This is a genomic window from Rhizobium sp. Root483D2 (assembly GCF_001426685.1).
GTDB classification, from domain to species: domain Bacteria; phylum Pseudomonadota; class Alphaproteobacteria; order Rhizobiales; family Rhizobiaceae; genus Pararhizobium; species Pararhizobium qamdonense.
Genome location: NZ_LMFB01000006.1, coordinates 59,311 through 71,341 on the forward strand (window position 1 = coordinate 59,311; position 12,031 = coordinate 71,341).

Genomic DNA, 12,031 nt, shown 5'->3' on the forward strand with positions numbered 1-12,031 from the left:
TCGGTTGGATCCCGCAGGGCTCGCTCACGCGGCGGCCGGAAGGTGACGCTGCGCCTCATGTCGTTGTTTTGCCGCCAAAAGTCAAGGGATTGTTTTTTGCAGCTGCGAAGAGAATGGTGGATCACGCCATGACGAGCTGGAAATCCGCGCCCGCAAGCACCGCGCCATTGACGAGAATGTCCAGCCGGTGGCCACCGGGATAATATTGCCGCGTGGTGATGGCGCGCATCGCATGCTTTCGCGTCATCGTCACGCGCTCGCTGGGGGCAAGTTCCAGGCTCTTCCATTTGAAAACCTTCGGCGCAAGGCTGCCATTGGCTTTGCGGTGGTGGACCGCATAGTCGATCATCACCTTTTGCGCCGCCGCACCCTCGTTGACGACGGTCATGGTGAAGGCGAGCGCGTCGCCGAAATTCACATGTCCGGTTTCGATTGAAAGCGTGGCAGCAATACCTGAGAGCGGTGCAAAGCCGAAATTGGCAAGGGCGTCCACATGGCCCTTCTTCAAAAGCGTGCGTGAGGCATGGCGCAGCAGCTGGCGGCGTTGTGGCGAAGCCGCACCGATATGCCCGCCGACAAAGGCTGCGACCAGATCGGGATGATCCTTGGCGATATCGTTGAGACTGTTGGCGACGGAACGGCGCACGTAGTCTTCCGGGTCGTCCAGAAGTGCGGTGAGGATCGGCAGGATGGGCTGCGGATCGCGCATCAGCGAGGGCAGGCGGATTGCCCAGGGCAGGCGCGGGCGGGTGCCCTCGCTTGCCAGCCGGCGGACGTGATGGTTGGCGTCCGTGGTCCAGGTGCCGATCGTGGCCAGCGCCCGGTCCTGCTCTGCATGAATGAAGGGCCGGATGCCGAACTCGGCGGTGAAATGCGGCGTGAGCTGCTTGAGCAGGCTGAGCGACAGATCGAAATGGCCAAGGCCCTTCTGCGCCACGAACTGGCTGACGGGCAAAAGCGACCAGCCGGTCATGCCGGTGCGGCCGTCCTTGGGAAGGCTGGCGGAGAGGAGGGCGGCCGCCTGTTCAAAATCCTGCGGCAATGTTGCGGCAAGCGCGTCGCGGATCTGGATGGCGCGCTGCATCAGTTCCAGTTGCTGCATGTGTTCGGTTGCGAGATCGGTAAAGCGTTGTGTGTCGAACCCTGTGGAATGGGCGCCGATTTGGTCCGCCATGGTTTTCACCAGGGCCGGGTGCAACAGGTTTTTCAAGGGTTCGGCCATGGCGATCATCCAAGGTTGATTCCCGGCGGAGCTTAGCCTTTTCTGTCGCGAACATGGATATTGGTGTGCCGATGCCGGTCTCATCCGCTGGATTTTCCAGCGTTTATTTCGGAACCTTCCTTTTTGAAGCAGCGTTGGAGATGTCGCGCGCCTTGGGCGACCGGGGTGCGTGTGGCGTCCAGTCACCCTGCCGCCGGTGCGGTGACATCTGGGCGCCTTGATGAACATTGCTCGAGGAGTTGATCATGACAACCACATGGATTCTTGCCGCTGATGGAAACCAGGCCCGCCTTTTGAAGGGGGTGAATTTCCTTAAAGATGGACCCCAGAGCCCCGAGCAGGAGGTTTTTCAAATGGATACCAAGCGTGTCCAGGACATCATGAGCGACAAGCCGGGCCGCAGTCATTCCTCGTCGGGTCCCGGCCGCTCGGCCATGGAATATTCCAGCGATCCGGTGCGCGAGGAGCAACAGAAGTTTACGGCCGATGTCGCCAGCAAGATCGATGGTTATGAGCAGGAGGGCGCATTCGACCGTCTGGTCGTTTGTGCGGCACCCCAGACGCTGGGCGATCTGCGTTCGATGCTGTCAACCGCAACGCGGGCAAAGACCACTGCCGAAATCAGCAAGGACTACAGCAATCTGCCGACGGAAAAACTGATCTCGTCGGTGCGGGCTGCAATGCAGAACTAATTTGGCGGAAGGGGCAGGCGCAAAGCCTGCCCCTTGCCATCCGGGTCATATCAGGAGCAGACACGCACCCTGTATTGATCGCCCCAGCCATTCTGGCGCCAGACGATGTGGCAGCTTGGATAGCCACCAACCACCACATATGGATTATAGACCGGGCCGTAATAGGCCGGAGGCGCATAGTAGCGCGGTTGGCTGAGCGCGCTGCCGAGGATCGCTCCGCCGACAACGCCGGTGGCGAGCCCTGGCCAGAAACGGTTATGGGCATTGGCCTCAGAGGCGGTGGCAATTGTGGTGCCCGCAATTGTCAAGGCAATCAGACCGGTGGAAAGTGCTGTTCTCAACGAAAACATGGTCTTGTTCCCTATGCTCGGGCTATGGCCGCCTGCCGGTCATGTCTTGCTCGAACAAGGATATTAATACGCTGAAATGTGGCTTTGTTGCCTTAGAGTTTCATTAAATTTCCGTTAGAAATCAGTCGCAACGCCGCCTTCTGCCTTGCGCCTGGCAACAAAGGCGTCAAGCTCTTCCTCGATGGCCGGATCGAGCGGCGGCTTCTCGTATTCGTTCAGTTTTTCCTTGAAGACGCGGTTGGCGTGATCATAGGTCGTTGGCCGCCCGGCCTCGGTCCAGGTTTCGAAATTGCGCCAGTCCGACAGGATCGGCGAATAGAAGGCAGTCTCGTAGCGGGCGAGCGTATGGGCGGTGCCAAAATAATGGCCGCCGGGGCCGACATCGCGCACGGCGTCCAGACCGAGCGCATCCTCGCTGACGTCGAGAGGGGTCAGGAACTCCGCCACCATCTGCAGCATATCGACGTCGAGGATGAATTTTTCGAAGGAGGCCGTCAGTCCGCCCTCGCTCCAGCCGGCCGAATGCATGATGAAATTGCCGCCGCCTTGCGTCAGCGCCCAGAGGGAGAGCGCCGATTCGTAGGCTGCCTGCGCATCCAGCGTATTGGATGCATTGGTGTTGGAGGTGCGGTAGGGAATGTTGTAGCGGCGGGCGAGCTGGCCGCCGGCAATGACGGCCTTCATATATTCCGGCGTGCCGAAGGCCGGTGCGCCGGTTTTCATGTCCACATTCGAGGTGAAGCCGCCATACATGGCCGGCGCGCCACGCCGGACCATCTGGGTAAAGGCGATACCGGCCAAAGCCTCGGCATTCTGCTGCACGACAGCCCCGGCAATCGTCACCGGCGCCATGGCGCCCGCCAGCGTAAACGGCGTGACGACGACGACCTGATTGCGCGAGGACATTTCGATGATGCCCTGCAGCATCGGGCCATCCAGACGCAAAGGGGACGAGGTGTTGATGATCGTAAAGAGCGACGGCTCGCTTTCCATCTGCGCGGCTGAAATGCCCCGCCCGATCCGGGCGATCTCGATGGCGTCGATATTGCGCTGCTGGCCGAGCGAATAGCAGTGAAACACCTTGTCGGTCAGCTTCACCATGTCGGAGAGGCAGTCGAGATGGCGCACAGACGCATGGATATCGATCGGCTCGACCGGATAGCCGCCGGTCGTGTGGATGATGTCATAAGATTGGGCAAGCTTGACCAGCTTGCGGAAATCCTCCTGGTTACCGGCGCGGCGCCCGCCTTCGCGATCGGCCACGAAGGGTGCCGAAGCGATCTGCGCAAAGACCAGATTGTTGCCGCCGATCTCAACATTGCGCAGCGGATTCCTGGCATGCATCGTAAAGGCCGGCGGGACCGACGCGATCATGTCCATGATCAGGCCGCGATCGAAGCGCACCCGGTCGGTGCCTTGCGTGACATCAGCGCCGGCGGCCTTCATCCGGTCGCGCGCTTCCGGCAGGATCACATCCATGCCGATTTCTTCCAGGATGGTGAGCGAGGCGTTGTGAACGGCCTCCAGCGCATCGTCCGAGAGCACAACGGATTTCGCCATCGTGTTGACGAGATTGAGATATTTCGAACTGCTTAAACCTTTGCGGGAGCGATCCGCGCCACGTCCGCCGGTGCGCCGCCGCCGTTCCACAGGCGCGTCTGCGTCGATCGGGGCGGCTTGCGGAAATGGGTTCTCGCTCATGATTTTTCCATCGGTTGGACAGACCGGCATGTTGCATATCCGGCATCGGAAAGGCGCCACCATTTGCGACAGCAAATTTCCTTCAAAGAGAAGAGGATTGGAAGGGCCGGTTAATCCGCGACGCCGGATGTCGATTTCACGCCGCAGAGCATTTCGCGCTTGTTGCCGTAACCCGGCCTGCGCTCGACGGCAAAGCCCGCCGCTTGCAGGTTGCGCCGGACGAAACCGGCAGCGGCATAGGTCGCGAACGTGCCGCCATCCACGCTCTTGTCATGGGCAAGCCGCATCAGCTCCTGCGACCACATGTCGGGATTGCGCCGGGGCGCAAAGCCGTCAAAATACCAGGCGTCGAATCTTTCCAAGGCGTTGCGAAGGGTTTCGAATGCGGTGCCGCAGATGACGGTCAGGTGCATCCCGTCCGAAAAATCGATGTCGATGCGGCCCTTCGGGTCGTCCGGCCAGCGGGCACACAAAGCCAGGCGCTCAGGTTCGATCTCGCGCCAATGGGCGAGCGCCCGGTCAATATCGTCAGCCCGCATCGGAAACCGCTCGAACGAGACGAAATGAAGCTTTGCCCCGTGATCACGCGTTTGCTTCCATTGCCGCCATGTTTCGCAGAAATTCAGCCCGGTGCCGAAACCGAGCTCGCCGATCGTGAAAAGCCCTGATTTGCGCCAGCGTTCTGGCAGGCCGTTGCCCGCCAGAAACACATGGCCGCATTCCAGCCGTCCGTCTTCGCGGCAATAAAAATGGTCGCCAAATTCCTGCGAATAGGGCATATCGCCCTCGTGCCATTCCAATGTCTGCCGCTCCGGGAGAACCGGTTCAGGCGTGATCGCAATGTCAGGGTTTCTGGTGGGCATGGCGAACCGATAATCTCCACGGGCAAGAAGGTCAATCGATGGTGGATCTGCTGATTGTCGGCGGCGGCATCATGGGGCTCTGGGCGGCCGTCATGGCTGACCGGGCCGGGCTGAAAACGGTGCTTGTCGAGCGCGACCGGATCGGCGCGGGTGCCAGTGGCGGCGTGCTTGGCGCCTTGATGCCGTATATGCCGGACCGGTGGGACGTGAAAAAGCAGTTCCAGTTCGATGCGCTGGTCACACTCGAGCAGGAGATCGCGGGTCTTGAGGCGCAAACGGGGATGTCGGCCGGTTACCGCCGTTCGGGCCGATTGATGCCATTGCCCCAGCCGCATCTGCGCAAAATCGCCCTTCGCCATGAGCAGGATGCGCTGGTCAACTGGAAGCAGGTTGGAAAGCAATTCTTCTGGCATGTTCAGGATGATCCGGCAGCGAAGGGGTGGCCGGAAAGCAAGGCCATGGCCAGCGGTCTGGTGTTCGATACCCTTGCCGCGCGGGTTGATCCCCGCCGCCTCCTCCAGGTTTTGACGGCTTCGCTGCGGTTGTCGCCTCATGTGCGGATCGAAGAGGGGCAGGCGCTTGCAGTGCTTGATCCGGGTGCCGGTCAGGCGACGTTTGCAGATGGTCGCTCGCTTGCCTTCGGCGCGTGCATTCTGGCGGCCGGCGTCGAGACGTTCCGGCATCTGGATGGGCTGGAGCAGCCACCTGTTTCCGGATCAAGCGGAACCGCCGTCAAGGGTCAGGCGGCCGTGTTGAAAGCCGATCTCGATTCCGCCTTGCCCGTCATTTTCATGGACGGCCTCTATATTGTGTCGCATGACAACGGGCTCGTGGCGGTCGGCAGCACCAGCGAAAACAGTTTTTCCGATCCGCTGTCAAACGATCATCTGCTCGATGATCTGCTTCACCGTGCGCGCGCGGTCGTTCCGCTGCTGGCAGGAGCGCCCGTGGTCGAATGCTGGGCGGGCCTGCGCCCCAAAGCGATCGGCCGCGACCCGATGACCGGCCGCCATCCGGATTATCCCCGGCTCTACACCCTGACGGGTGGCTTTAAGATCAGCTTCGGGCTGGCGCACCGGCTGGCGGCAAGCGTCATTGCGGAAATGGCAGGACAGCAGGACGAATCATTGCCGGATTCGTTCCGATGCAGCAGCCACTTTTCCTTGTTGCGGGCGCCGTGAGAGTGTCCGGGAACAGAAGCTGCAACGCCAAGGCTTCGCTCGGTGAGCAGGGCTCAGGCCGCTGACAAACCTGGAATCGGATTGTCTGGTGAGAGCGATACTCCACTCTCCGTCATTCTCGCCCCTGTGGCGGGAATCCAGCGACCCGACGTCCGTCGGGTCAAAAGAATCTTTTATCTCAAGGACTTGAGCTGACTGGATCATCACCACAAAGGCGGGGATGAGGGGAATTTGGCAACCCACTTAATTTCCCAAGTGGCCTGCGGCACTGTCAGTAAATACCTTTGTCAGCACGCAAAAAGCCCTGCTCGGTGAGCAGGGCTTCGCACATATTTGTCAGAAGAAATTACATCCAGTACGGGGGCACGCCGTAATAGTCATAGACGCGGCGGCCGTTTTCCTTGTTCCAGTCATACTCGTCATCGCCATGATATTTCGGCGCGCTTTCAACCTGTTCGCGGGTGATATCGGTGCGATAGCCGCCGAGGCTCTCGTCATAGCTCAGCTTTTGCCACGGGAGCGGGTAGTGATCTTCGCCGATACCGAGGAAGCCGCCAAAGCCAAGCACCGCATAGGAGACGCGGCCGCTGCGCTTTTCCAGGATCACACGTTCGATCGTACCGATGTGTTTTCCATCCTGGCCATAAACGCGCGTGCCTTCGACCTTATCGCTCGCGATCAGGTCATGCGTTTCCTTGATGCTGGCATCCTTGAGAGTGCTGTCCTGGTAAGTCATGGTTCGTCTCCATTTTTTAATGCTACCGGTGAGATAACGGCGGAAACGCCGGTTGGTTCCGTTTGTGAACCGCAGGTTGCGCATCCGATCACATTTTTGGGAAACCGTGCGCACGGCGGATATCGCGCGCGACTATTCGTCATTGTGTCATGCAAATCACTTAACTCCCGCTTCCAGAACGAGTTTCACCGGAGCCGGGCCGATGCGGTACGCCATCTATTTCACGCCGTCGATATACGATCCCTTGTCGGTTGCCGCCGCAAGCTGGCTTGGCCGGAACGTCTATTCCGGCGAAGCTCCGGAGGCGCCTTCAATTGCCGGTTTCAGCCGCCAGGAGCTGGCGTTTCATACGGCCGTGCCGCGCCGCTATGGGTTTCATGGAACGATCAAGGCGCCGTTCCGGCTGCATGATGAAACCAGCGAGCCAGCGCTGTTGAAATCGCTGATGCATTTTGCCAGCACGATGAGCCCGTTTGAAATTCCGAAGATGGAAATCGCGCGGCTGGGCGAATTTTTCGGCCTTGCGCCGTCTTCCCCTTGCGAACAGATGAGTCATCTGGCCGCGTCCGTCGTGCAGGCTTTCGATCAATTCCGCGCGCCCTTGAGCGATATCGAAATCGAGCGGCGGGACCCGGACCGGTTGACCGCACCACAGTTTTCCAACCTTCACCGCTGGGGCTACCCCTATGTGATGGAGGAATTCCGCTTTCACATGATGTTGACGGGGCCGGTGAATTCCAATCTCAACGCCCGCTTCGAGACTGCGTTGCGCGATTTCTTCGATCCCGTCATCGCCGAGCCGCTGAAAATTTCCAGCATTGCCCTGTTCATCGAGCCGGAGCCCGGTGCACCCTTGCGCGTGCATTCGCAGCATCCGCTCGGCAAGCTCTCGGCGCATCGGCCGGTGCCGAATGCAAAAGCCAGCGCCAATGCACTCGCCAGCGCATCGCGCATCGCCGAATCGAAAGCGGCGGTCGCCGCCCGGCTGCTTCAGGCAAGCTGCTAAGCGGTCGATATCGCCCTTCGTCCTGGCAGTCCGGTCTTCAAATCTGGGCGCAATCCGTTACCATTTTGACTTCGATTTTCCGGTTGCGGATGCTACCGTTCCGGCACATTCGAAGGGTGATTTGATGACAGACCTTGCCTATCCACGTGATCTCGTCGGCTACGGCCGCAATCCGCCGCAGGTGCGCTGGCCGGGCGATGCGCGCATCGCGGTGCAGTTCGTGGTCAATTACGAAGAGGGCGGCGAGAGCTGCATTCTCGACAGCGACAAGGCGTCCGAATCGCTTCTGTCCGAGATCGTCGGCGCGCAGCCCTGGGCCGGACAGCGCAATCTCAACATGGAATCGATCTACGAATATGGCGCGCGCGCCGGTTTCTGGCGGCTGTGGCGGATGTTTACCAGCCGCAATGTCGATGTCACCGTCTATGGCGTGACGCTTGCCATGGCACGCAATCCCGAAGCCGTTGCCGCCATGAAGGATGCAGGGTGGGAAATCGCCAGCCACGGCTATCGCTGGCTGGAATACAAGGATTTTTCTGAGGACGAAGAGCGCAAGCATATCCGCGATGCCGTGCGGCTGCATACCGAACTGACGGGATCGCATCCGCTCGGCATGTATCAGGGCAAGCCGTCGGACAACACGCTGAAGCTTGTCATCGAAGAGGGCGGCTTTGTCTATTCCTCCGACAGCTATGCCGACGAACTGCCCTATTGGGTGCCGGGCCTCACGAGGGACAAGCCGCACCTGATCATTCCCTATACGCTCGATGCCAACGACATGCGTTTTGCAACGCCGCAGGGGTTCAATTCCGGCGATCAGTTCTTTTCCTATCTGAAAGACACGTTCGACGTGCTCTATGCCGAGGGCAGGGAGGGCAGCCCGAAGATGATGAATGTCGGCCTGCATTGCCGCCTTGTCGGCCGCCCCGGCCGGGCCGCAGCCCTTGCGCGTTTCTTGGATTACGTTCTCAGCCACGAAAAGGTCTGGACGCCCAAGCGCATCGATATCGCCCGGCACTGGCATGAACATCACAAGCCGGAAGGTGGCCTGTGATGGCGGCGCGGGATGAATTCGTTGCGCGGTTCGGCGGCGTGTTCGAGCATTCGCCCTGGGTGGCGGAGCGGGCATTCAACGCGACCCCGGAGATTTCGCTGACGTCGGACGGCGTGCATGAGGCGCTCGTTGCGGCATTCCGAGCGGCCTCGCATGCCGAGCGCCTTGCTGTTCTGCGGGCTCATCCGGATCTTGCCGGCAAACTGGCGATCGCCGGGGGGCTGACGGAGGATTCCAAGGCGGAGCAGGCGGGTGCCGGGCTCGACCGCTTAAGCGCGACCGAGCATGCGCGGTTTACCGCGCTCAACACCACCTATACGGAGAAGTTCGGTTTTCCTTTCATCATTGCGGTCAAGGGGCTGAGCAAGGACGATATTCTTGCTGCCTTCGAAAGGCGGATTGACAATAGCCGGGAAGAGGAATTTGAAGCGGCGGCAGCGCAGGTCGAAAAGATCGCGCTGTTGCGTTTGCGTTCACTGCTTCCGGGAGAAGACAATGCCTGAGACGATACCGCCATGCCATGCGGCACCGGCGATCTGATGCCACAGTTCCTGACGATCGAGCCGCTGACGCAGGCGGCTTTTGCACCTTTCGGCACGGTTATAGAAGCTGATCCGGACACCATGCGGCTGATCAACGGCGGCTCGACCGAGCGTTTTCATGCGCTGGGGCGCGCCGATGTGAGCGGCGAGGACGCCCGGGTGATCATCAATATTTTCCGCGGCCAGCCGCGCAGCTTTCCCTATTCCGTGACGATGATGGAACGTCATCCGCTGGGTTCGCAGAGCTTCTCGCCGCTCAGCGGCGGGGCATGGCTTGCGGTGGTTGCGCCGGATGAGGGCGGAAAGCCGGGATTGCCGCGTGTTTTCCTGGCAACGGGCGCACAGGGCGTCAATTACGGCCGCAATGTCTGGCATCATCCACTGATGGCCGTGGGCGCGGTGAGCGATTTCCTGGTTGTCGATCGCGACGGCCCGGGCAACAATCTGGAAGAGGTCTTTTACGACGCGCCTTTCGTCATCGCCAATCCCTTCTGAACTGAACGAGGTTTTTATGAGCACGTCCGGCCGCCTGACCACCCACGTCCTTGATACCGCTCTGGGCAAGCCGGCGAAAGGTTTAAAGATCGATCTCTTTCGGATCGAGGGCGAGGCGCGCCGCCTGCTGCGCACGGTCGAAACCAACAGCGATGGCCGTGTCGATGGGCCGATGCTGGAGGGCGACGCTTTCTTAACCGGAACCTATGAGCTGCTGTTCCACGCCGGCGATTATCTGAGGGCGACCGGCACCGGCCTTTCGGAACCCGCTTTCCTCGATCTCATTCCGCTCCGCTTCGGCATTGCCGATCAGACCATCCACTATCATGTGCCGCTCCTCCTTTCGCCGTTCAGCTATTCGACCTATCGGGGGAGTTGAGCTGGAGTAGCGTTCCGCCGCAGCCCGCATTTGTGAATTGCAGTTCACAGTTTTTGACTGTAGTCTGGAGCTGAAGAATGGAAGTGCGCCAAACTGCGATTTTCCGGGATTGGCTTGAAAACCTCAAGGACGGGCAAGCCAGGACACGTATCGCGCAACGTGTCGTCCGGTTGCAGGCTGGCCTCTTTGGAGATGCAAAGTTTTTCGATGGAATCGGAGAGCTTCGTGTTGATCAAGGCCCAGGATACCGGGTCTACTTCGTTCATCGCGGAAATATCGTCGTTATCCTGTTGTGCGGTGGCGATAAATCCACGCAGAGCAAGGATATCAAGCGAGCCAAGGCAATCGCCGGCAATCTGGACATGGATCATGATCATTGAAACATTGCCGTTCGATGCGGCGCAATATCTCGATACCCCGCAGGCCCATGCCGAGCTTCTCAACGATGCCTTCGAGACTGGCGATGCCGCCTATATCGCTGCCGCCCTCGGTGTCATCGCGCGCGCCAAGGGCATGACCAAAGTCGCAAAGGACGCGGGCGTCACCAGGGAGGCCCTCTACAAGGCCTTGAGTGCGGACGGCGACCCCAAACTCTCGACGCTGCTTGGCGTCGTCAAGGCTCTCGGCGTAAACTTGACGGTCACCGCAGTCTAACCTTTCCCTACTCCGCAATCACATCCCGGTTGATATCGCGAATATCCCGTTTGCCGCAGAGCGCCATGGTGATGTCGAGTTCCTTGCGGATGATATCGAGCGCCGTCGTGACGCCGGCCTTGCCGCCGGCGCCGAGGCCGTAGAGGAAGGGGCGGCCGATATAGGTGCCCTTGGCGCCGAGCGCCACCGCCTTCAGCACGTCCTGGCCAGAACGGATGCCGCCATCGACATGAACCTCGATCTGGTGGCCGACGGCATCGACGATTTTGGGCAGCATGCTGATCGAGGAAGGTGCGCCGTCGAGCTGGCGGCCGCCGTGATTGGAAACGATGATCGCATCAGCGCCGGTGCGCGCCGCCATCCTGGCGTCCTCGACGTCGAGAATGCCCTTCAGGATCAGCGGCCCGCCCCACATCTTGCGAATCTCCCCGACATTTTCCCAGGAGAGCTGCGGATCGAACTGTTCGGCGGTCCAGGAGGAAAGGGACGAGAGATCCGAGACGTTCTTGGCATGGCCGACAATATTGCCGAAGCTGCGGCGCTGGGTCTTGAGCATCTGCAGGCACCAGAGCGGCCGTGTCGCCATCTGCCAGATATGTTTTGGCGTAAACTTGGGTGGGGCGGAAAGGCCGTTGCGCAGGTCCTTGTGGCGCTGGCCAAGGATCTGCAGATCGAGCGTCAAGACCAGCGCCGAGCATTTGGCGGCCTTGGCGCGGTCGATCAGGTTTTTCACGAAGTCCCGGTCGCGCATGACATAGAGCTGGAACCAGAACGGCTTGCTGGTCACCGAAGCGACGTCCTCGATCGAGCAGATGCTCATCGTTGAGAGCGTGAAGGGAACGCCGAACTCCTCGGCTGCTCTTGCTGCCAGCATCTCGCCATCGGCGTGCTGCATGCCGGTCAATCCGGTCGGAGCCAATGCGACAGGCATCGAGACCGTCTGGCCGATCATCGTGCTTTCCAGCGAGCGGTTGGTCATATCGACCAGCACCCTTTGGCGCAGCTTCACCTTGCGGAAATCCTCCTCGTTGGCGCGGTAGGTGCCCTCCGTCCAGGCGCCGCTATCGGCATAGTCGAAGAACATCTTCGGCACGCGGCGCTTGGCAATGGCCTTCAGGTCGCTGATTTCGAGGATTTTGGACATGGCGCAGATTTC

Annotated in this window: 15 protein-coding genes; 9 read left to right on the forward strand and 6 right to left on the reverse strand. The window is 60.3% G+C overall.

The annotated features are described in order from the left end of the window. Positions 1–121: 121 nt before the first annotated feature. A complete protein-coding gene (locus tag ASD32_RS05410; protein WP_060637076.1) occupies positions 122–1,222 on the reverse strand; it encodes a DNA alkylation repair protein in 1,101 nt (366 codons plus the stop codon). Between the two features lie 245 nt (positions 1,223–1,467). On the opposite strand from ASD32_RS05410, the gene ASD32_RS05415 reads away from it, so the two are divergent. Continuing rightward, complete coding sequence (locus ASD32_RS05415; RefSeq protein ID WP_060637077.1) at positions 1,468–1,914, forward strand: host attachment protein; 447 nt, start codon at positions 1,468–1,470, stop codon at positions 1,912–1,914. A 50-nt stretch (positions 1,915–1,964) separates the two neighbouring features. Here ASD32_RS05415 and ASD32_RS05420 read toward each other — a convergent pair whose 3' ends face one another. The 3 genes from ASD32_RS05420 to mnmD all read right to left on the reverse strand — a co-directional run bounded on the left by ASD32_RS05420 (position 1,965) and on the right by mnmD (position 4,828). Beyond that, positions 1,965–2,264, reverse strand: coding sequence for a hypothetical protein (locus ASD32_RS05420; RefSeq protein ID WP_060636994.1), 300 nt, complete (start codon positions 2,262–2,264; stop codon positions 1,965–1,967). A 114-nt stretch (positions 2,265–2,378) separates the two neighbouring features. Beyond that, the gene (locus ASD32_RS05425) at positions 2,379–3,965 is read right to left on the reverse strand and encodes a trimethylamine methyltransferase family protein (protein ID WP_060636995.1); all 1,587 of its coding nucleotides are present in this window, start codon (positions 3,963–3,965) and stop codon (positions 2,379–2,381) included. A gap of 110 nt (positions 3,966–4,075) precedes the next feature. Beyond that, positions 4,076–4,828 carry a tRNA (5-methylaminomethyl-2-thiouridine)(34)-methyltransferase MnmD gene (mnmD, locus tag ASD32_RS05430; protein WP_060636996.1) on the reverse strand — a complete coding sequence of 251 codons (753 nt, stop codon included), beginning with the start codon at positions 4,826–4,828 and terminating at the stop codon, positions 4,076–4,078. Between the two features lie 38 nt (positions 4,829–4,866). On the opposite strand from mnmD, the gene ASD32_RS05435 reads away from it, so the two are divergent. After that, on the forward strand, positions 4,867–6,009 hold the full coding sequence (locus ASD32_RS05435; RefSeq protein WP_060636997.1) for an FAD-dependent oxidoreductase: 1,143 nt from the start codon (positions 4,867–4,869) through the stop codon (positions 6,007–6,009). A gap of 346 nt (positions 6,010–6,355) precedes the next feature. On the opposite strand, the gene ASD32_RS05440 is transcribed toward ASD32_RS05435, so the two are convergent. Then, complete coding sequence (locus ASD32_RS05440) at positions 6,356–6,745, reverse strand: PRC-barrel domain-containing protein (RefSeq protein ID WP_060636998.1); 390 nt, start codon at positions 6,743–6,745, stop codon at positions 6,356–6,358. 202 nt (positions 6,746–6,947) lie between these two features. Here ASD32_RS05440 and ASD32_RS05445 point away from each other — a divergent pair, with 202 nt between their 5' ends. The 7 genes from ASD32_RS05445 to ASD32_RS05475 all read left to right on the forward strand — a co-directional run bounded on the left by ASD32_RS05445 (position 6,948) and on the right by ASD32_RS05475 (position 10,875). After that, positions 6,948–7,751 carry a DUF1045 domain-containing protein gene (locus ASD32_RS05445; protein WP_060636999.1) on the forward strand — a complete coding sequence of 268 codons (804 nt, stop codon included), beginning with the start codon at positions 6,948–6,950 and terminating at the stop codon, positions 7,749–7,751. A 124-nt stretch (positions 7,752–7,875) separates the two neighbouring features. Then, the gene (puuE, locus tag ASD32_RS05450) at positions 7,876–8,805 is read left to right on the forward strand and encodes an allantoinase PuuE (protein WP_060637000.1); all 930 of its coding nucleotides are present in this window, start codon (positions 7,876–7,878) and stop codon (positions 8,803–8,805) included. Then, positions 8,805–9,308, forward strand: coding sequence for a 2-oxo-4-hydroxy-4-carboxy-5-ureidoimidazoline decarboxylase (uraD, locus tag ASD32_RS05455; RefSeq protein WP_060637001.1), 504 nt, complete (start codon positions 8,805–8,807; stop codon positions 9,306–9,308). The genes puuE and uraD overlap by 1 nt, the downstream gene beginning before the upstream one ends. 36 nt (positions 9,309–9,344) lie before the next feature. Next, complete coding sequence (locus tag ASD32_RS05460) at positions 9,345–9,842, forward strand: ureidoglycolate lyase (RefSeq protein ID WP_060637078.1); 498 nt, start codon at positions 9,345–9,347, stop codon at positions 9,840–9,842. 16 nt (positions 9,843–9,858) lie between these two features. Further along, the gene (uraH, locus tag ASD32_RS05465; protein ID WP_060637002.1) at positions 9,859–10,221 is read left to right on the forward strand and encodes a hydroxyisourate hydrolase; all 363 of its coding nucleotides are present in this window, start codon (positions 9,859–9,861) and stop codon (positions 10,219–10,221) included. Positions 10,222–10,298: 77 nt separating this feature from the next. Next, positions 10,299–10,601 carry a type II toxin-antitoxin system RelE/ParE family toxin gene (locus ASD32_RS05470; RefSeq protein ID WP_060637003.1) on the forward strand — a complete coding sequence of 101 codons (303 nt, stop codon included), beginning with the start codon at positions 10,299–10,301 and terminating at the stop codon, positions 10,599–10,601. Beyond that, positions 10,591–10,875 (forward strand): addiction module antidote protein, encoded by a 285-nt coding sequence (locus tag ASD32_RS05475; protein WP_156383070.1) that lies wholly within the window; start codon positions 10,591–10,593, stop codon positions 10,873–10,875. Before ASD32_RS05470 ends, ASD32_RS05475 begins: the two co-directional genes overlap by 11 nt. 7 nt (positions 10,876–10,882) lie before the next feature. On the opposite strand, the gene ASD32_RS05480 is transcribed toward ASD32_RS05475, so the two are convergent. Then, on the reverse strand, positions 10,883–12,019 hold the full coding sequence (locus ASD32_RS05480; protein WP_060637004.1) for an alpha-hydroxy acid oxidase: 1,137 nt from the start codon (positions 12,017–12,019) through the stop codon (positions 10,883–10,885). Between the last annotated feature and the right edge of the window lie 12 nt (positions 12,020–12,031).